The sequence below is a fragment of the Flavobacterium sp. ST-158 genome (genome assembly GCF_058309975.1).
The window spans coordinates 54400-74757 of the sequence record NZ_JBZEEN010000005.1 but is presented as its reverse complement, the minus strand read 5'-3'; the positions used below and the strand labels follow the sequence as shown (position 1 = coordinate 74757).

General features: G+C 32.1%; 16 protein-coding genes. 7 read left to right on the top strand and 9 right to left on the bottom strand.

The window, feature by feature from the left end:
* Nucleotides 1-17: 17 nt before the first annotated feature.
* The 4 genes from AC4FRF_RS09250 to AC4FRF_RS09235 all read right to left on the bottom strand — a co-directional run bounded on the left by AC4FRF_RS09250 (nt 18) and on the right by AC4FRF_RS09235 (nt 4654).
* A complete protein-coding gene (locus AC4FRF_RS09250; protein WP_491159211.1) occupies nt 18-1352 on the bottom strand; it encodes a 4Fe-4S dicluster domain-containing protein in 1335 nt (444 codons plus the stop codon).
* A gap of 5 nt (nt 1353-1357) precedes the next feature.
* Nucleotides 1358-2320, bottom strand: a complete 963-nt coding sequence (locus AC4FRF_RS09245) for an MlaD family protein (protein ID WP_491159210.1) — start codon at nt 2318-2320, stop codon at nt 1358-1360.
* Nucleotides 2321-2367: 47 nt separating this feature from the next.
* The gene (locus tag AC4FRF_RS09240; protein ID WP_491159391.1) at nt 2368-3486 is read right to left on the bottom strand and encodes an N-acetylmuramoyl-L-alanine amidase family protein; all 1119 of its coding nucleotides are present in this window, start codon (nt 3484-3486) and stop codon (nt 2368-2370) included.
* A gap of 97 nt (nt 3487-3583) precedes the next feature.
* The gene (locus AC4FRF_RS09235; protein ID WP_491159209.1) at nt 3584-4654 is read right to left on the bottom strand and encodes an N-acetylmuramoyl-L-alanine amidase family protein; all 1071 of its coding nucleotides are present in this window, start codon (nt 4652-4654) and stop codon (nt 3584-3586) included.
* Between the two features lie 81 nt (nt 4655-4735).
* On the opposite strand from AC4FRF_RS09235, the gene AC4FRF_RS09230 reads away from it, so the two are divergent.
* Together AC4FRF_RS09230 and AC4FRF_RS09225 are read left to right on the top strand one after the other, a co-directional pair.
* Complete coding sequence (locus AC4FRF_RS09230; protein WP_491159208.1) at nt 4736-7486, top strand: putative LPS assembly protein LptD; 2751 nt, start codon at nt 4736-4738, stop codon at nt 7484-7486.
* Between the two features lie 51 nt (nt 7487-7537).
* Nucleotides 7538-7918 (top strand): RidA family protein, encoded by a 381-nt coding sequence (locus tag AC4FRF_RS09225; RefSeq protein WP_491159207.1) that lies wholly within the window; start codon nt 7538-7540, stop codon nt 7916-7918.
* Here AC4FRF_RS09225 and AC4FRF_RS09220 read toward each other — a convergent pair.
* From AC4FRF_RS09220 to AC4FRF_RS09200, 5 genes are all read right to left on the bottom strand, one after another.
* Nucleotides 7908-8282, bottom strand: coding sequence for a methylglyoxal synthase (locus AC4FRF_RS09220; RefSeq protein WP_491159206.1), 375 nt, complete (start codon nt 8280-8282; stop codon nt 7908-7910). The two genes, AC4FRF_RS09225 and AC4FRF_RS09220, sit on opposite strands and share 11 nt — an antisense overlap.
* A 5-nt stretch (nt 8283-8287) precedes the next feature.
* Complete coding sequence (locus tag AC4FRF_RS09215) at nt 8288-9139, bottom strand: N-acetylglucosamine kinase (RefSeq protein ID WP_491159205.1); 852 nt, start codon at nt 9137-9139, stop codon at nt 8288-8290.
* 123 nt (nt 9140-9262) lie between these two features.
* Nucleotides 9263-10267 (bottom strand): type I glyceraldehyde-3-phosphate dehydrogenase, encoded by a 1005-nt coding sequence (gap, locus tag AC4FRF_RS09210; protein ID WP_491159204.1) that lies wholly within the window; start codon nt 10265-10267, stop codon nt 9263-9265.
* A gap of 78 nt (nt 10268-10345) precedes the next feature.
* Nucleotides 10346-11332 carry a 6-phosphofructokinase gene (pfkA, locus tag AC4FRF_RS09205; protein WP_491159203.1) on the bottom strand — a complete coding sequence of 329 codons (987 nt, stop codon included), beginning with the start codon at nt 11330-11332 and terminating at the stop codon, nt 10346-10348.
* Between the two features lie 279 nt (nt 11333-11611).
* Nucleotides 11612-16045: a translocation/assembly module TamB domain-containing protein gene (locus AC4FRF_RS09200; RefSeq protein ID WP_491159202.1), complete on the bottom strand. Its 4434-nt coding sequence runs from the start codon at nt 16043-16045 to the stop codon at nt 11612-11614.
* A gap of 205 nt (nt 16046-16250) precedes the next feature.
* Here AC4FRF_RS09200 and tsaD point away from each other — a divergent pair, with 205 nt between their 5' ends.
* From tsaD to AC4FRF_RS09175, 5 genes are all read left to right on the top strand, one after another.
* Nucleotides 16251-17273: a tRNA (adenosine(37)-N6)-threonylcarbamoyltransferase complex transferase subunit TsaD gene (gene tsaD / locus AC4FRF_RS09195; protein ID WP_491159201.1), complete on the top strand. Its 1023-nt coding sequence runs from the start codon at nt 16251-16253 to the stop codon at nt 17271-17273.
* 3 nt (nt 17274-17276) lie between these two features.
* Nucleotides 17277-17984, top strand: coding sequence for a 16S rRNA (uracil(1498)-N(3))-methyltransferase (locus tag AC4FRF_RS09190; protein ID WP_491159200.1), 708 nt, complete (start codon nt 17277-17279; stop codon nt 17982-17984).
* Between the two features lie 98 nt (nt 17985-18082).
* Nucleotides 18083-18721, top strand: coding sequence for a DUF4159 domain-containing protein (locus AC4FRF_RS09185; RefSeq protein WP_491159199.1), 639 nt, complete (start codon nt 18083-18085; stop codon nt 18719-18721).
* 5 nt (nt 18722-18726) lie between these two features.
* Entirely contained in the window at nt 18727-19230 is a 504-nt protein-coding gene (locus AC4FRF_RS09180; protein ID WP_491159198.1) for a TrmH family RNA methyltransferase, read from the top strand.
* A gap of 34 nt (nt 19231-19264) precedes the next feature.
* Nucleotides 19265-20356, top strand: coding sequence for an AI-2E family transporter (locus tag AC4FRF_RS09175; protein WP_491159197.1), 1092 nt, complete (start codon nt 19265-19267; stop codon nt 20354-20356).
* Nucleotides 20357-20358 lie beyond the last annotated feature (2 nt).

The window sequence follows — 20358 nt, the reverse complement described above, 5'->3', positions numbered from 1 at the left end:
AATTAACCACAAACCAATTATATTTCGTTTTTCCAATTCAATCTATCTTGTTGATTGTAAGGCCAAGGAGCTCCGTTATTCTCTACATTAGTCATCATTGAATTCAACGCAGCCGGAGCAGCACTTTGCTCCATAACTAAATAACGACGCATATCCATAATAATTGATAACGGACTAATATTTACCGGACATTCTTCTACACAAGCATTACAAGAAGTACAAGCCCAAAGTTCTTCAGGAGTAATATAATCATTTAACAGTGATTTATTATCCGGAACAAAAACACCTTTATTGGCATCTATATTTCTTCCTACTTCTTCCATTCTGTCTCGTGTATCCATCATAATTTTACGGGGCGATAATTTTTTACCCGTAGTATTAGCAGGACAAACTGATGTACAACGACCACATTCGGTACAAGTGTAAGCATTCAATAACTGAACCCAATTTAAATCCTGAATATCGCTTGCTCCAAATTTTGCAGGAGTTTCTTCCTCGGCTGGAGCGGGAACTGCAAATGGATCAGCATTAGGATCCATCATTAATTTCACCTCATTGGTTACTGCTTCTAAATTATCAAATTCTCCCAGCGGATTTAAATTAGCAAAATAAGTATTTGGGAAAGCCAATAAAATATGAAGATGTTTAGAAAAATACAAGTAATTCATGAACAGCAAAATACCAACAATATGCAACCACCAAAATACTTCAGAAAGCATCGCAACCACATCATTATTCATTCCGTCAAATAAGGGTGCTACAAACTGACTGACAGGAAATGAACCTGCCTTGATAAAATGAGAATATCCTCCGGGAACATTTTGTAAATGCAAATCGGAAGCATTCATAAACAAAAACAAGAACATCAAAATAGTTTCAAAATACAAAATGTAGTTGGCATCATTTTTTGGAAAACCTTTCAATTCTGGATTGATAAACCGTTTGAGTTTAATAACATTTCTTCTAATCCAAAAAACTGTTACTGAGACAATAACTAAAAATGCTAAGATTTCGAAAGAAGCAATTAACACATTATAAAAAGAACCTAAACCAGCAAAAATTCGATGTGTTCCAAACAATCCATCAATAATGATTTCTAACAATTCTATATTGATGATAATAAATCCCGCATAAACGATTATGTGTAATATTCCGGCTACTGGTCTTTTGACCATTTTAGACTGCCCCAAAGCAATCATTGCCATATTCTTCCATCTTTCTTTAGGATTGTCTTTACGGTTTACATCAATTCCTAAATTAATATTTCTACGAATTTTTTTGATATTGGAAATAAAATAACCAAAGCCAATAATTAAAACGATAGCAAATAATATATTATCCAAATAATTCATTTTTATTAATTTTTTGCTTTAGAAATAGTATCATTTGGTCCTTTGTAAGGCTTGTTTTTCTTTCCAAAAAGAGAGACATTTATATATCGAGTTGGATACAAACGAACATCCTGCAGTAATAATTCTAACTCTTTAGAAGTCTTAGATAAATTGGAATAAAAAGTATCGTCTTTTAATAATTTCCCCATAGTTCCATCACCGGCTTCTAAACTGGCCATAATTCCATTCACTTTAGCCAAAGTACTGTTTAGGCTTTTAACAGTTTTACCCAAATCGGCTTTATTTAAAGAATCTGATATTTTAGAAAAATCACCTGAAATTTTATTAAAATTAGTAACCATCCCATTTATTTGAGCTTTATTATCGGCTACTAAAGAATTAACTCCTGCAGAAGCCTGATGAAACTGCTCCATCGTTTTACTTAACTCGGCCAAACTTTTCTTTAAATTTTCTTGGGTATTTTTATCCAATACATTATTAATTCCTGCAATTAATTTATCGGCATTCACCAATAATTTTTCAATTTTATCCTGAAGCGGAACTAACTTTTTACTTAGAGATTCTGTCATTCCCAAACGGACATTTCCTTTTAAGGTATTACCGTTTTCTATTTCAACTTTATTCGAAAAATCAGGTTCTATAGCTATTTGTTTGCCTCCAATAAATCCTGGTTCGTAAATAGTAGCTAAACTTGTATTAGAAATTGGAAAATCAGTCTTAATTTGCATCTCCACTAATAATTTTCCGTTAGTAGGATTAATGGTAATTTGCTCTATCTTACCAATAACCAAACCGTTTATTGTTACAGACGCAGAAGGAGCTAAACCTTCCACACTGTCATATTCGGCATATAATGTAGTATAAGTATTAAAAAGATCTCTACCCTTTAAAAAGCTATAACCCCAAATAAATATTAAAATAGCTGCAATTACTAAAATTGCTGTTTTGATTTCTCTTGTTAATTTCAAAATATAAGTATTTAGTGCAAATTTAATATAAATATTAAAACCAGCTGTTATTTAATTGCTTCTTGAATATCGATTTTAGTACCATTCTTGTAAGCTACTAAAAAAGCGGATTCATAACCTTTTGTTTTGGCTTCATCTAAAAGCTTTCTGGAAGCCTCATAATCAGTTGTTTCCCCATACATATATCTATAATTATCACCTACACGTTCCATAGAAATATTATTTAATCCTTTGAAATTTTTAGGTGCTAAACTCAATTTTTTACTAATAAATGCAATTTGAACTTTAAAAACAACATCTGATTTTACTTGAGTAGCAACAGGGATTTTTGACTCAGTATCATCAGAAACTGGTTTTGGTTTATCTGATGCAACGGTTTCAACCGTTGTTTCAGCCATTCTTTGAGAAGGTTGTACCGCCACATCTGATTCTTCTCCTCCAAAATATTCATTTTTATAACTAATAATAGCATTTGCAATGGCTTTTGCAATATCATTTTGTCCTTCTTCTGAATCTAAAACATTTCCTTCAACATAATTAGATACAAATCCAGTTTCAATTAAAATTCTTGGCATATAAGCTTTATGTAATACCATAAAAGGAGCTTGTTTTACTCCACCTGCTCTAATTTTTTTACCTAAAGCGGCAAAACCATTTTGTATTTTACTTGCTAAAGAAATACTATTATCCAAATATTCTTCTTGCATCAATGTAAAACCAATCATGGTTTCTGGAGAATTAGGATCAAAACCTTCGTATTTTCTTTTATAATCCTTCTCCAAAGTAATTACCGAGTTCTCCTTTTTTGCAGCCTCTAAGTTGGAAGCAATTTTACTCATCCCCATTACATAGGTCTCTGTACCATCTGCAGCTGTATTTCTATTTGCATTACAGTGAATAGATACAAAAATATTTGCATTAGCTCTATTAGCAATATTGGCTCTTTCTACTAAATCGATGAAAACATCCGTTTTTCTAGTATAAATAACTTCAATTTTAGGATGCTGTTCTAATATCTTCCCTACTTTTAGTACAATGGCTAAATTGATATTTTTTTCTACGTGTCCATTATAAGAAGCGCCAAAATCATGAGCACCATGTCCAGCATCAAGTGTCACTTTAAAAACACCCGATTGGCAATAAACAGTGCTACACGCTAATATTATTAATAATGATAATACAAAATTAGCCTTTCTAATTCTAGTTCTAAATTTCAAAATATGATTATTTTTTACTCGTTTAATTATTTAACAACCTTCAATATTACTCTTTCAGAGTTACAATATACGCCTTTAAATATCCTGCTTTTCTAGCTTCAGATTGCATTTTTTTTGCTTCTTCCATAGTGGTACATGATCCATACATATATTTATAAAGATTATTTAAAAACAGATAAGTTACATCTTTTAATCCTTTAAAATTGCTTGGTACTAATTCCAGTTTTTTTGAACTTGCTAAAAGCTGTACCTTATACGTTACCGCTGTCAAAGCATTTGTTTTCGCTGATTTTTCATCAAGCTTATTTTTATCCGAATCTTTTTCCTCTACAGCTGAATAACCGTCACCAAAATACGTTTGTTTATAATCTAAAATAGCATTGGCTATTTGTTTAGCCATTTTGGTTTGCCCTTCATCTGAATTCAAGAACCGACCTTCATTTTTATTAGATAAAAAACCTAATTCAATCAAAACACTCGGCATATAAGCAGCATCTAAAACCCATAAAGGTTGTTGTTTTACTCCTCTTGAATTTCTTTTTAAGTTTTTTGTAAAGTTACTCTGAATTCCTGAAGCCAAAGTAATACTATTATTTAGATTTTCTTCCTGAATCATCGTTAAACCTATCAATGTTTCTGGCTTTTTAGGATCAAAACCTTGATACTTTCTTTTATAATCTTTTTCCAGTAGGATAACTGAATTTTCGTTTTTAGCTACTTCCAAATTCATATCATGCCTAGACAATCCCATCACAAAAGTTTCTGTACCTTGCGGCCCTTCATTTTTAACCGAATTACAATGTATCGACACAAATAAATTTGCATTCGCTTTGTTTGCCACTTTTGGTCTATCGGCTAGTTCTATAAAAACATCCGAAGTACGCGTATAAATTACTTTTACACCATGTTCTTGTTCTAGAAATTCTCCCACTTTCAAGGTCGTTTTAAGTGCAATTTCTTTTTCTACAAAACCATGATAAGAATTCCCCGGATCTTTACCTCCGTGTCCTGCATCAAGTATAATTGTAAATTTGTTATTCTTTTGTGAAAAAACGGAACTAAATCCAAACAACATCAAAATTGCAGTTAAAATAAAGTTCTTATAATTGAATTTCATTTTTAAAAGTTAATTTAATTAAAAACACTACAGCTATAATTTGATTATTTGACTATTTTTGACGAAAAATAATCTGTAAGTTTGACACTTCAAAAAACAAGCCATAATTTTACAAAAATAGCATTTATACCTTTGCATACAAACTTATTTCATATCGTTTTATTATCATTTTTCCTAACATTTGGGGCTTCTGACATATATTCACAAGATATCTCTAAAAAAACGAAATCAATCAGCCCAAAACAACAAAAGAAAGAAAACAAAACCAATAAAGAAGTTAAAATAACTGTTAATGATACTATTAAAAAAGAAAATGACAGTATTAAAAAAGACAGTATCAAACCCAAAAAAGCTTTTTTGGAAGGAAAAGTAAAATACAAAGCTGATCAATATGCAAAAATTGATCAAAAAAATAAACTTATCACTTTGTATGATAATGCCGAACTTTACTACCAAGATATTGAATTAAAATCGGGTAAAATCATCATGGATTACGAAAAAAATGAGGTTTACGCGGGTAGAATTAAAGATTCAACTGGTAAATACACACAATACCCTAACTTTAAACAAGGGACAAATGTTATAGAACCCGACTCGATTCGTTTCAATTTCAAAACAAAAAAAGCCTTAATTTGGAATTCCCGAACCGATCAAGGAGAATTCAACGTTAAAGCTGCCATTACTAAAAAAGAAAATGATTCGGTTTACTTTTTAAAAGGCGCACGTTTTACAACTTCTACCAATAAAGAAAATCCTGAATATTATTTTAGAACATCCAAAGTAAAATTTATACCTGGAAAAAAAGTAATTACAGGATTGACAAACTTGGTTATTGCCGATGTACCTACACCTATTGCTTTGCCATTTGCTTATTTTCCAATGAGCAAAGAAACCAGTGTTTCCGGATTGATTTTACCAAGTTATAACGATTCAAACACGCGTGGATTTTCATTACAAAATGGAGGGTATTATTTTGCATTGAGCGATCATTACGATTTAACCGTATTAGGAGATTATTATACCAACGGTAGTTATGGGATGCGATTTGAATCGTCTTACGCCAAACGATACAAATTTAGAGGAAATATTAATTTCCGTTTTGAAAACCTAATTAATAGTGAAAGAGGATATCCGGACTACTCCAAACAAAATATATACAACATTCAATGGTCTCATTCCAGAGACACAAAGGCGAATCCAAACTCTAGTTTTTCGGCATCGGTAAACTTAGGTAGTAGCAAGTATTTCCAGCAATCTATCAATCAATCGAATGCGGGTTCAACATTGAACAACACCTTGAGTTCGTCTATTTCTTACTCTAAAACATTTAATATTATTCCTCAGGCACGATTATCATTAACAGCAACACATTCACAAAACACCCAATCGGAAGTTATCAATATGACGTTGCCTACTTTGCAGTTTAGCTTAGACAGAATGTATCCTTTTGTTGGAAAAGACGGGGTTAAAAAAGGTTTCTTTAAAAACATCAACTTGCAATACAACTTAAACGGACGAAACTATATTACTACAACTGATTCTTTGTTTTTCAAACCACAGATGTTTAAAGATGCTAAAGTAGGTTTTCAACATAGTATTCCTTTGAGTACTAATTTTAAATTATTTAAATACTTTAGTGCAACCACCTCTGTAAATTACGAAGAAATTTGGTACACAAAAACCATCCGAAAAGCATACGACACCGAACAAAGTACTGTTGTTACAAATACGGTAAATGGTTTTGATGCTTTTAGAACCTATAACTTTTCTGCCAGCTTAGGAACTACCGTTTACGGAACTTTTAAATTTGGAGATAACAAAAGAATTCAAGCAATAAGGCACGTTATCAGACCTTCTTTTTCTTATTCTTACACACCTAGCTTTGAAAAATACTATGACACTTATGCTTCTGATGCCAGCGGAAGAATGGATAACAAATACACCCGATTTGAAGGCGGTATCTTTGGAGCACCAGGATTAAGTAATTCAAACATCTTAGGAATTAGTATTAGCAATACATTTGAAGCAAAAGTAACCGACAGAGATTCAACCAAAACAGAACCTAAGAAAGTCATGTTGTTAAACAACTTAAACTTTTCTACCAGCTATAATTTAGATGCTGATGGTGTTACAGCTTTAGCCTGGTCTCCAGTTCGTGTAAGTACTGGAGCTCAATTTTTCCAAAACAAACTAAATGCTAACTTTGGTGCTACTCTAGACCCTTATGCCATTGACAACTCTGGACAAAGAATCAATAAATACAATATTGATAATGGAGGAAGCTTGTTTAGAATGACCAGTGCCAATATCACTTTAAACTATGCTTTATCCAGTAAAGACAAAGACGACAAGAAAAACAAAACCAAAGACAGTCAAACCACCAGAAATGGAGGCCGTGAAGACGACCTTTTTGGAACTGCAAATGACTTGAACGACAATAGAAAAAGCATGTTTGATGGTAGCGAAGAAGAAGGTGAAGATACGATTTCGGAATTCTTTAATTCAAAAATTCCATGGGACATGACCTTTGCTTATTCTTTTACTTACAGCAATAACAATCGTGAAAACAAAATCTCCGGAAACTCTTTAATGATTTCAGCCAACACCGACTTGACACCTAAATGGAAAGTAGGAGTTTCTACAGGATACGATTTTGTTCAAAAAGGAGTAACTTATACACAATTACGCTTTGAACGTGATTTATCAAGTTGGAGAATGAGTTTTAACTGGACTCCTTTTGGAACTAATGCTAACTGGAATTTCTTCATCGGAATTAAATCAGGTATCTTAAGTGATATTAAATGGGAAAAACGTAGCTATCCTAACCGTTAGTATTTCATTTTCAGAATTACTATTTATTCATTTTAAAAAAATAATATTATCATGAAAAAAATAATTTTTACAGAGAAAGCTCCTGCACCAATTGGCCCTTATAACCAAGCTGTACTAACAGGAAACACTCTTTATACCTCAGGACAAATTGCTATAAATCCTGCCGATGGAACTTTAGTAACTACTACTATAGAAGCTGAAACAATTCAGGTGATGGAAAACCTAAAAGCAGTATTAGAAGCTGCTGGAATGACTTTTGAAAACGTAGTTAAATCTACTATATTCATCATGAATATGAATGATTTTGGCGTAATAAACACGGTTTACGGTTCTTATTTTAACGAAAAAACCGCTCCAGCTCGTGAAACGGTTCAAGTGGCTTGTTTGCCAAAAAATGTAAATATTGAAATTTCAGTAATTGCTACAATCTAGTAGCAATAGCATCTAATAACAATTGTGCTGTGGCTTCATTAGTTGCCAAAGGCACATTGTGAACATCACATACACGAACTAGCATATTTACATCTGGTTCGTGTGGGTGACTTGCCAAAGGATCCTTGAAAAAGAAAACCATATTTGTTTTTCCCTCGGCAACTCTAGCCGCAATTTGCGCATCGCCACCTATTGGTCCAGAAAGCATTTTCATGACTTTGAATCCAGCTTTTTCAGCCCTTCCGCCTGTTGTACCAGTAGCAATAAGCTGAATGCTATCTTTTAATAAAATATCCTTATTTTTATTTAAAAATTGAACCATGTCAACTTTTTTTCCATCATGTGAAATAATAGCCAGTTCCATAGTTCTTATTTATTAGCAATATGATATGAAATTAAACCATCAATAGGTCTTCTCAATACATTACCCAATTGAAGGTTGTATTTATCAAATGTTTTTTGCAATTCGTCTCTTAAATAATAAGCAATCGAACCTACAAAATGTACTGGAACTTCATGGCAATTATCATATTGCATCACGTAATTTTTTACAAAAGATTTCATGCCTTTGCGAATGATTTTTTGACAAAATTCAGTATCCTTATGTTGAATTAGGAATTTAGCAAAAGTGGCTAAATAAGCATTCGGATTGGCTTCTTTATATAATTTATTTTTAATAAAATCAGGATCAACATTGAATTCTTTTTCAAATTCAACAGCTAAATCTTTAGGCATTTTATTAAAATAGTACTTTCTGATTAACTCTTTTCCATAAACATTTCCACTAGAATCATCCATGACAATATATCCTAATGATTGCACTTTTTGATGCAATTGTGTTCCATCAAAATAACTGCAATTAGAACCCGTTCCTAAAATACAAACAATTGCACTTTGCTCTTTAGGTGTAGTTGCATAAACAGCCGCATAAGTATCTTCTTCAACCACAATTTGTGCATTTGGAAAATAATCCTGAAAAACTTCTTTCAAAGCAATTTTCATTCTATCAGTTCCACATCCTGCTCCGTAAAAAAACAAATGAGTTGCTTCTTTTTTACTTTGTTGAATATCAAACCGGTCGTCTAAACGAGCTATAATTTGATCTCCTTCTAGAATTTCCGGATTCAAACCCAGAGTTTGAGTCGTAAACAATATTTTCCCCTGATCGTCTATCGCAATCCAATCGGCTTTGGTAGAACCACTATCAACTATTAATTTCATTTATTTCAGTTTTTGGATTAGTTTTTAATTAATTTAAAAATGTGTTTTTTACATTAATTAATGGTATAAAATAAGAAAATCCCGTTACTTTAAAATAACGGGATTTTCTAAAATTGTAAAATATTATTTTAATCCAGCGATATGAACTGATAAATCAATTAATTTACTAGAGTAACCATATTCGTTATCGTACCAAGATACTAATTTAAAGAAAGTAGAGTTCAAACCAATTCCGGCAGTAGCATCAACGATAGAAGTTCTTTTGTCAGAAATGAAATCTTGAGAAACAACAGCATCTTCAGTATATCCTAAGATTCCTTTCATGTTAGTTTCTGAAGCATTTTTCAATACAGACATGATTTCTTCGTAAGAAGTTTCTTTAGCTAATTTTACAGTTAAATCTACTGTAGAAACGTCAGCAGTAGGAACACGGAAAGCCATACCTGTTAATTTTCCATTCAAAGAAGGAATTACTTTTCCAACAGCTTTAGCAGCACCTGTAGAAGATGGAATGATGTTGATAGCAGCAGCACGTCCACCTCTCCAGTCTTTTCTTGAAGGACCATCAGCAGTCATTTGAGTTGAAGTTGTAGCATGAACTGTAGTCATTAAACCTTCAACAATTCCAAAATTATCATTGATAACTTTAGCTAAAGGAGCTAAACAGTTTGTAGTACAAGATGCATTAGAAACAACTAAATCAGAAGCTTTTGCAGTTTCATGGTTTACTCCCATTACAAACATTGGAGCATCAGCAGAAGGAGCAGAAATGATTACTTTTTTAGCACCACCTTTGATGTGCTCATTAGCAGTTTCAACTGTAGTAAAGATACCTGTACATTCAGCAACTACATCAACATCAACTTCGTTCCATTTCAAATCAGCTGGATTTCTTTCAGCAGTGATACGAATGTTTCTTCCGTTTACATATAATTTTCCTTCTTTTACTTCTACATCTCCATCAAAACGACCGTGAACAGAATCATATTTTAATAAGTAAGCTAAGTGATCTACATCTAATAAGTCGTTGATTGCAACTACTTCTACGTTGTCTCTGTTGAAAGACTCTCTAAAAACAATTCTTCCGATTCTTCCAAAACCGTTTATTCCTAATTTTACTTTTGACATTTCTATTTTTATTTATTGTTTATTATTCGAATGAAAAAATTTGCGCAAATTTAATAATTAATTTTGCTACAAATTTTATTAAGTTGTTATAATATCAGAAACCCTCAATAATTCTCTATCTATTTCTGATTTTCCTTTTATTGCTAATGATAAAGGAGTAAGGTTTACAGTGTCATTTTTTAATCCCACCATAAAATTAGATACACCATCTAATAATGACTCTACAGCTTTCACCCCTAAACGACTAGCAAGAACCCTATCAAAACAAGAAGGTGCTCCACCACGTTGCATGTGCCCTAACACCGATACACGAACATCATATTCAGGTAAATTAGTTTCTACATAATCTTTTAATTCGAAAACGTTTTTACCAATTTTATCCCCTTCGGCAATAACCACAATACTGGATGACTTTCCAGAAGCCTTACTTTTTTGAAGTGATTCTAACAAACGATCTAATCCTAAATCTTCTTCAGGAATCAAAATTTCTTCTGCTCCTGCTCCAATTCCGGCATTCAATGCAATATGTCCTGCATCTCTACCCATTACCTCTACAAAGAATAAACGATTGTGTGAACTGGCAGTATCTCTAATTTTATCAATACAATCCACAACTGTGTTTAGAGCAGTATCATACCCTAATGTATGACTTGTTCCATAAATATCATTATCGATAGTTCCTGGAATTCCCATTACTGGAAAATTATATTCCGAATTAAAAATTAAAGCTCCGGTAAACGTACCATCTCCACCAATAACTACTAAGGCTTCAATTCCTTCGTTTACTAAGTTATCGTATGCTTTCTTTCTTCCTTCTGGAGTTCTAAATTCAGATGAACGAGCCGATTTTAAAATTGTACCTCCTTTATTAATGATATTATTTACACTACGAGGGCCCATTTCTTTGAAGTCTCCTTCAATCATTCCTTGATATCCTCGGTAAATACCAACACATTCTATATTATGATAAGCACAAGTTCGAACAACGGATCGTATTGCGGCGTTCATTCCCGGTGAATCACCACCAGAGGTTAGAACCCCTATTTTTTTAATTGTTTTTAGCATAGTTTTAGTTTTGAAACGTAAAATTAAGAAACATAAATTACTTTAATAGCTTCTCTATTATTATTTTAACTATTCCTGATCAATTCAAACGTTTTCGTTAATAAGTTTTAAAAAAAACAAAAAAAGCTTGTTTTTTTTTAACAGAAATCGATTTTTAAAGAATTAAACTAAGAATAACTTATTAATGACGTTTTTTTAACACCCTTAAGGTTTAGAATTTCAAAAAGCAAATGCTTACAGAAAGTAAACAATAAAAAAAATAGCACAAATAAAACAATATTAATCTTCATCAGTCTTTACTGCTTCAGAATTGTTTTTTATATCTTCTTTTTGGGGAGTTTTATTCGTGTTGAAGTTAATATATTCTGGAGCAACATTCGAATCGTCAAAGTATTCATTTGTAGTTTTTACTTTTTGAATACGATACTTTTTAAATATTTTACTAACTAGCTCTCTAAAAGTATCAAAATCCACTTCGTAAGTCAATCCTAATCCTTGCGTATAACCAATTCCTTGCCCAATGTAATTAATATCGTTTTCTCTATTAAACAATCTTAGATTCATAGTTCCATCTTGATTTACCCTATACTGTACTTCTAAATCTCCAACAACAGCAGACTCATTAATACCTCCAAAAGGAACCCCTACTTTTCCATTAATTGAGATACGTTCATTAATCTTAGAAGAAATGGTCGCCACTACTCTACCATCAGTTTCTTTACCAATACGTTTATCTGGAGACACATAATTAAGCCCTACCTTAAATTTATCATTATCAGTTTTTAAAATATCACCCAATAAACTTGAAGCTGTTTCAAACAAACTTCCAGAGAAATCGGATTGATTTACTCCTTCCGGACTCAAAAACCCTCCCGAAGAAAGCAAATATAAAGCCTGTGTTTGACGAACATCTTTATCATACAATTTATATTGAATCTCCGATTTTAAAACATTACTAACGGTTGGGAACTCAATATTAAAATCAGGGTCCGGACTCGCTAAATCTCCCTGAATACCAATCACCACATTTACTGGAACTTTTCTATTAAATGATGAATTATCCAATAAAACAGCAGGATTAGCAATAGTTTTGTAAACCGCCTGCAAATTCAACTGCGCACGCATTGGGTTCCCTTCCCAAATAATAGAACCTCCTTTTTTAACATCGAATTTTTTATCAATTAATCCACCATATTTAAAATTATACGTTCCTTCATAAGCCTGAAAATCTCCCCACATTTGAAACTTTCCTAAAGTATTAATTTTAAACAACAAGGAACCAAAACCTTTTCCTCTCATTCCATGTCCCGAATTACGATCTAAAATAACCTCAATATCTGCATCGGGAGTAATGTCCAAATCAAATTCCAATTCGAGCCCGTTGTATTTATGACTATTCTCAACAATACCCATTTTATTATTGTACTTTTCTTTTGGAGTCAAAAAGTGAATAAATGAGTTTTCGCCAACACTTTCCGCATAATTAATTGGTATTTTAACATCAGAACCTTTCTCAGATTTAGCTGCAATTTTAATAAACAAAGCATCGACAGGCCCTTTTATAGAAGCATTCCCGTTAATAAAAGCCGTTCCGTAATAAGCCGCATCTTCGGAATCTTTAGTATCCAGAACCACTAATCTTTTTGAATTGATATCAAAATCTAATTTCCAATCGGAAAAATTATTGTGCTCTATAGTACCATTCAACAATCCTTTAGTATTGAATTTTGAATCTGTAATAGTATTATTTCTAAACAGAAATTTCTCGTCAATTAAGTCCACAATAGAACGATCATTCAATTTGTAATCTACATTTAGATACGGAATTGTCATCCCGGCATTGTCTACAAACAAACGACCACTTATTTTTGGCTTATTAACATCTCCATTCACCACAGCATTGCCCGTTACAAAACCCCTAATATTTGACAAGACATCTCCTCCTAAAGAACTTAAAATTCCTAAATTAAATTTGTCCAACTTAAGTTTTAAATTTAAAAGCGTTTTATTATTGACAACTTCAAAACTTCCATTAGCATTAAACGACTCCAAATTATTATTATTCAAATAAGAATCAATGTTAAATTTCTCCAAACTTTGATCTCCTTCAATATTCAATTTCAGAACTCCCAAATCGGTTTTATTAATATTCAATTGATCAACAACTAAAGAAGCCGTTGGCTTATATACTTGATTGTTTTGTTTAAAATGAATGGCACCATTCAAGTTTCCGTTAAATACAAACTTACTACTTAAAGGTGTTATCTTATACAAATCGACATCTTTGAAAGCCAACTCTAAATCCTTGTGAAAATTATCTTTTATTGTACCTTTTAAAGAAATAAACTGTTTTTCATGTGATAGTATAATATCATCAAAAACAAAATTCTTAAACGATTTATCAAAAACAATTTTATTATTTGGGTCGTCTTTTTTATTTAAATACCAGAGATTTTCTTTAAACTTCATCTCCGATTTACTGATTCCTACCACATTATTATTCTCTTTGTCTATGGTATGATACAAGTTTAGGTTAAAATAATCTTCGCCTTTTTCTCCTCCTTTAAATTCTGAACGAAATAGCAAAGTATCCTTGGTAGTGATATTAATTAAACTAAAATCACGCATTTTATAATAGGGTGTTTTTATACTGTCTAACTCGATATAAGCATTATACAAAGGGTTTTTATTATCAATTGCCACTCGAATATTATCAAAACTATTTTTGGCGTAGGTAATTTTAGGAGAATTAAAATTCATCTTAAACTCCTGACTATCCGATTTGATATTTCCTCTCAAAACAGTATTGGTTGCCAATGAAATTTCGGGATACAAAATCTCGACAATCTTATTGTAAACCGTAAAATTAAATCGTAAAAATTGTCCTTTATTGACTTTTTCAGGTTTAAAATTTGTGTACAAACTTCCCAAAGAATTCCGAGTTAACTTACCCAATTGAGCAAACTGAAAACGCCCAACTAATTTTCCTTCTACAATATCCGGAGAATCAATAGTTAGTGTACGTATTCCTTTTTCGTCAAAAGTAGAATTAACATTAAAATCATCAAAAACATAGGTATCTTTCGTGTTTTGATAAGAAGTTTGCTTGATATAAACATTTCCTTGTAAATTTTCGATGGTGTTTCCGGTAAGTTGCACTACCACATCTCCTTTAAAATTAGAGACGCTGTCTTTTACAAATTTCAATTTGCTCAAATTAGCATGATCGACATTGATATGAAAATCATATTTGTTTTCCTGTGAACTCAAATCCACCAAACCATCAAAATCCATATCCAAATTAGGATCTGCAACTGAAATCTGCCCTTTATAATAAGGTAATTTGAAATTTCCGTTTACATCAATATTACTATATGTATAATTTTTATAATCAATTGTTTGTACAGTTCCTTTTACTTGAGTATTCAAATACTTCTCAGTAAAACCTTTTCCATCAGCATTGACATCCATCGTAACTCGGCCTAAATCCTCTCGATTTAAAAAAGCACCAATATCAAAGTTTTCAAAAACCACATTTCCATTATACGCGGCTTTATCTATAAAATCAATATCTTTCATAGAAAATACAGATTGTACCCTTCCTATTACTGACTTTAGATTCAAAGCGGCGTCAATAGTCGAAGCAGTAAGCTGTATATTTCCTTCCAACCAACATGCTCCTAAGGTTTGTATTTCCGGAGGCAATTTTGCACCAAGAACTTCGGGCATCAAATGCACCAAATAATCGTATTTAGTCTCAACCCGACTAAAATCGCCATCCATAAAAAATCGTTGGTGTTCTTTGCCAAAAATATTTTTAAAACGGATACCCCCATCCATTCGGGAACCATTCGAATCCACTAATCGCAAACGACTAATATATAAATCATTCAGCGTCCCTTTCATATCAGCTTGATTGATATAAAAAAACTGATTTTTTCCCATACCTCCGTAAAAACATCTCACATCATTTGTTCCCACAGTTGCCGAATGAATTTTTACATTCCATTTTACCAAATCATTAAAACGGACAAAATCTTCAATTTTATAATTTAATGCTACCTCAGCTTTAATCTTAGATTCAGTTGTTTTTAAATCTAAATCACGAAGCTGAATTTTTTTCTTGGTATAACTAAAAACGGTACTTAACTCTTTCACAAACAAACCCCGATCATCCAAAAAAGATAAATTATCAATTTTCATATCAACATCAGGACCATAAAGTTTAAAGTTGGTCAACTCCGCATTGACCTTTGTAAAATCAACATCTTTAGGATTGGTTCTATTATAATCATACAACCTAAAATGAGCATGAGTAATGTAAGCTTTATCCGAAATAAAAAGTGTGTGCTTGCCTGATGATGGTTTACCAGAATCAAAAGATTCAATAAAAACATCCATATTGGTTTTCTTCTCGTTTTTATAAGTTTTCATATCAAACAAAACCCCATCGAGACGAATTGTTCTAAAAATCAAATCGCCTTCTAAAACCGCATGAATATCTAAAAGATTTGTTTTTAAATTTTTAGAATAAATAAGCGTATCTTTATGATGATCTAAAATCAGGACATTCTGAATTTTAACTCCACCTAAAATAGACACCTTAACTTTATCAATACTAATATGTGTACCAAAATCATTATTAATACGATCCATTAAATACTTCCCCACTTGGGTTTGAACCGATGGTAAGGTTAATGCAATACCAAGCATCAGCAAGAAGATGATGAGCCCAAGAATTATACTCGAAGTTATTTTAATCGCTTTTTTGATATGCTTTGCTATTATATTGATGAAATATTATTTTGCCCAAGGAAAGAGCGAAACCTTTAATAAAAATTCTTTAATTTTGGCTGCGCCGTAAAATTAAAAAAAATAAAATCGGTTTCTAAAGATAATTCAAAATTTGTGCCTTTTTATGCTAAATTCCGAGGTTTTCATTCTTGCTATAGAAAGTTCGTGTGACGATACTGCTGCAGCTGTTTTATGTAACGACAAAGTACTATCAAATGTTGTAGCTAATCAGCTCATTCATACTCAATACGGAGGGGTTGTTCCTGAACTAGCTTCAAGAGCACACCAACAAAATATTGTACCTGTAATTGATGCCGCTTTGAAAAAAGCCAACATCAAAAAAGAACAATTGTCAGCCATTGCTTTTACCCAAGGTCCTGGACTTATGGGATCCTTACTGGTAGGAAGCTCTTTTGCCAAATCTATGGCGCTGGCTTTAGGTATTCCACTCATCGCGGTCAATCACATGCATGCCCATATTTTGGCGCATTTTATAGACGAAGAAGGTTATAATAAACCTGAATTCCCTTTTCTAGCTTTAACTATTAGTGGCGGACATACACAGATTGTAAAAGTCAACGACTTTTTTGACATGACCATTATTGGTGAAACTACGGATGATGCTGTTGGAGAAGCTTTTGATAAAAGTGCTAAAATCCTAGGACTTCCTTATCCAGGCGGCCCTTTAGTTGATAAATATGCTCAGTTAGGAAATCCAAAAGCATTTCCATTTACCAAACCTAAGGTTCCAGGATTAGATTTTAGTTTTTCAGGATTAAAAACAGCTATTTTGTATTTTATCCAAAAAGAAAAGGCTAAGAATCCAAATTTCATCGAAGAAAACACCAATGATATTTGCGCTTCTATCCAGCATACCATTATTCAAATTTTGATGGATAAATTAAAATTAGCCGTAAAAGAAACAGGTATTAACCAAATTGCAATAGGCGGAGGTGTTTCGGCCAATTCAGGAATTAGAAACACACTAAAAGAAGCCGAACAAAAATACGGATGGAAAACCTTTGTTCCAAAATTTGAATACACCACCGATAATGCTGCAATGATTGGAATTGTAGGTTATCAAAAATTCTTATCACAACATTTCGAAAATGCTTCAGTAGTTTCTAAAGCGCGAATTCAATTCTAAACTATGCAATTATTTTACAATCCATCGATTGACGAACAAACCGTTTCTTTCTCTTTTGACAAAGAAGAAAGCAAACACATTATTAAAGTATTACGTAAAAAAGATGGCGATATTTTATTTGTAACCAACGGATTGGGTTTTTTATTTGAATGCGAAATCACGCTAGCTTCTGATAACAAATGTACGGTACAGATTAACTCATTCGAAAAGAAAGAAGCATCTAAATTTCATTTGCATTTGGCTGTTGCTCCTACTAAAATGAACGACCGTTTTGAATGGTTTTTAGAAAAAGCTACTGAAATTGGTATACAGGAAATCACACCTATAATCTGTGATCGCTCCGAAAGAAAAGTCATCAACAAAGAACGATTTGACAAAATCATCTTATCCGCATTAAAACAATCTAACGAATTGTATTTGCCTAAATTAAACGAAGTGGTTTCTTTTAAAGAATTTATCCAACAACAAAACAAAGGTTTACAATTGATTGCCCACTGTGAAGAAACAGATAAAAAAACATTAAAATCCGTTTTAAAAGCTAACGAAGATATTACTTTGTTAATTGGTCCTGAAGGCGATTTTTCGGTTAAAGAAATTGCTCTGGCATTAGACAATAATTACATTCCTGTTTCTTTAGGAAATACTAGATTAAGAACCGAAACTGCTGCGGTAGTAGCCTGCCATAGTGTAGTGTTTTTTAATGAAGAATAATAATTAGTTTTTGAGTCCTTAGTAAACAAATCCCTTCAACTAAGAACTAAGCACTCAAAAATCTAGCGACTGAGGACTAATCACTAAGGACTAAAACAATGAAAAGACTTTATCTTATTTTAATCTTAATTTCTTGCACTTCTTTTTCCCAGGAAATTGCATTGGTAAAATACAGTGGTGGTGGCGATTGGTATGCTAATCCAACTTCACTTCCTAATTTAATTCGTTTTTGCAACAGCAACATCAATACTACCATCAATCCAAAAGTGGCCACTGTAGAACCCAGCAGTCCTGATTTATTTTCCTATCCTTTTGTACACATGACAGGGCATGGAAATGTGGTTTTTAGCCCTTCAGATGTTACAAATTTTCAGAAATACTTGAAAGGCGGTGGTTTTTTACACATTGATGACAATTATGGAATGGACGAATACATTAGAAAAGAAATCAAAAAAATATTTCCTGATAAAGCCTTAGTAGAAATTCCAGCCAACCATACTATTTTTCAAAAACCATTTCTATTTGCTAATGGATTACCTAAAATCCACGAACACGACGGCAAACGTCCACAGGCTTTTGGAATTTTCATTGACAATCGACTAGTGTTACTTTATACTTTTGAATGCGATTTAGGAGATGGCTGGGAAGATCCAGAAGTACACAACGACCCAATTGCAGTCCGCGAAAAAGCATTAAAAATGGGAGCTAATATTATTAATTACATTTTTAACAATTAGTACAAATGCAATTATCACACGAAGAAAACCAGTTTCAACAAAACCAATTTCCTATTACATTGGTTTGCGACAACATTTATTTTCAGCAAAATATTGGTTCTCTTTTTAGAATTGGAGAAGCTTTTGGAATTGAAAAAATCATTTTTATTGGAAAAGATATTCCGCTGACACCCAGAAAAATAAACAAGACTTCCAGAAGTACTCATTTACATGTTCCGCATACTGTTTTTGAAGCAAATAAAAACTTAATTAACTATTTGCAACAGCACAATTATGAAATTATTGCTCTGGAAATCACTTCCAACAGCAAAGCTTTAAAAGAAGTTTTTTTACCAAAAAATAAAAAAACAGCATTAATCATTGGAAGTGAAATTAACGGCATAAATGAAAGTCTTTTAGCAATTTCGAATCAAATAGTACACATCAACATGTTTGGCAAAAACAGCAGTATGAATGTCGTTCAAGCCGCCAGTATTGCTTTATATGAAATCACCTCAAAAATGATTTGATATTTTTTATCTTTATAAACTAATTTGAATCCAAATGATTACATCAAGAACTATTTCCAGAGGAATTTTAAGAGCAATTGCTAACATTGTTTTACTGTGTTTAGTATTGTTTTTTATCTATAAAATTCAAACTGTAATCTTATATATAGCTATTTCATTAATATTGTGCTTGATTGCAAATCCCTTTATAAAATTCTTAAAGAAAAAATTGAAGTTTAGCAACTTATTTGCTACAATTATAACACTTTTGCTTTTTGTATTAACCATTGTGGGATTTGTTATGCTTTTTGTTCCTTTGATTATTTCACAAGCCGAAAACCTATCCTTATTGGATACTAATTTACTTCAAAATCAATTTAGCATTCTTGAAAACAACATTATAAATTATTTTAATTTACACCAAATTGATGTGCAAAAAATGGTGGACGATTCAAAACTATCTTCAAAAGTAGATTTTAATTATTTTACTGATTTTTTGAATTCTGTACTCAACACTATTGCTAATTTTGGAATGGGAATTGCCTCTGTTTTCTTTATTACTTTCTTTTTCTTAAAAGACCAACGCATTTTTAAAGAAAAAGCAAAAATGATTTTACCAGACAATAACGAAGATAAAATTCTAAATTCTGTTGCAAAAATCAACGAGCTTTTAGCACGCTATATCATCGGATTAGTGGTTCAATTACTGGTGGTTTTTATCATGTATTTTATAGTACTGATTGTTTTTGGTAGTAAAAACGCTTTGATTATTGCGTTTTTATGTGCCTTACTCAATGTTATTCCATATATTGGTCCTATAATTGCCACGATATTAGCGGCAGCACTTACACTTATTAGCGCTATTGGTACTAATTTTAAAACCGAAATGTTACCTACAACTATTTATGTGGTGATTGGTTTTTTAATTGTTCAAGTCATTGATAATAACATCAGTCAGCCTATAATTTTTTCCAAAAGTGTCAAATCACATCCTTTGGAAATCTTTTTGATTACACTTATTAGTGGTATCACTTTTGGTATTTTTGGAATGGTTGTAGCAATTCCTATCTACACCAGTTTAAAAGTAATAGCCAAAGAATTTTTTCCAAACAATAAGATTGTCGCTGTTCTAACCGAAAACATTTAACA

Bases quoted from the DNA above. Each gene is read 5' to 3' on its own strand.
- AC4FRF_RS09185 (WP_491159199.1), top strand. From the start codon at position 18,083: ATGAAAAGACTTTATCTTATTTTAATCTTAATTTCTTGCACTTCTTTT.
- gap (WP_491159204.1), bottom strand. From the start codon at position 10,267: ATGTCAAAAGTAAAATTAGGAATAAACGGTTTTGGAAGAATCGGAAGA.
- AC4FRF_RS09235 (WP_491159209.1), bottom strand. From the start codon at position 4,654: ATGAAATTCAATTATAAGAACTTTATTTTAACTGCAATTTTGATGTTG.
- pfkA (WP_491159203.1), bottom strand. From the start codon at position 11,332: ATGCTAAAAACAATTAAAAAAATAGGGGTTCTAACCTCTGGTGGTGAT.
- AC4FRF_RS09200 (WP_491159202.1), bottom strand. From the start codon at position 16,045: ATGCTTGGTATTGCATTAACCTTACCATCGGTTCAAACCCAAGTGGGG.
- AC4FRF_RS09225 (WP_491159207.1), top strand. From the start codon at position 7,538: ATGAAAAAAATAATTTTTACAGAGAAAGCTCCTGCACCAATTGGCCCT.
- AC4FRF_RS09175 (WP_491159197.1), top strand. From the start codon at position 19,265: ATGATTACATCAAGAACTATTTCCAGAGGAATTTTAAGAGCAATTGCT.
- AC4FRF_RS09220 (WP_491159206.1), bottom strand. From the start codon at position 8,282: ATGGAACTGGCTATTATTTCACATGATGGAAAAAAAGTTGACATGGTT.
- AC4FRF_RS09180 (WP_491159198.1), top strand. From the start codon at position 18,727: ATGCAATTATCACACGAAGAAAACCAGTTTCAACAAAACCAATTTCCT.
- AC4FRF_RS09250 (WP_491159211.1), bottom strand. From the start codon at position 1,352: ATGAATTATTTGGATAATATATTATTTGCTATCGTTTTAATTATTGGC.
- tsaD (WP_491159201.1), top strand. From the start codon at position 16,251: ATGCTAAATTCCGAGGTTTTCATTCTTGCTATAGAAAGTTCGTGTGAC.
- AC4FRF_RS09190 (WP_491159200.1), top strand. From the start codon at position 17,277: ATGCAATTATTTTACAATCCATCGATTGACGAACAAACCGTTTCTTTC.
- AC4FRF_RS09215 (WP_491159205.1), bottom strand. From the start codon at position 9,139: ATGAAATTAATAGTTGATAGTGGTTCTACCAAAGCCGATTGGATTGCG.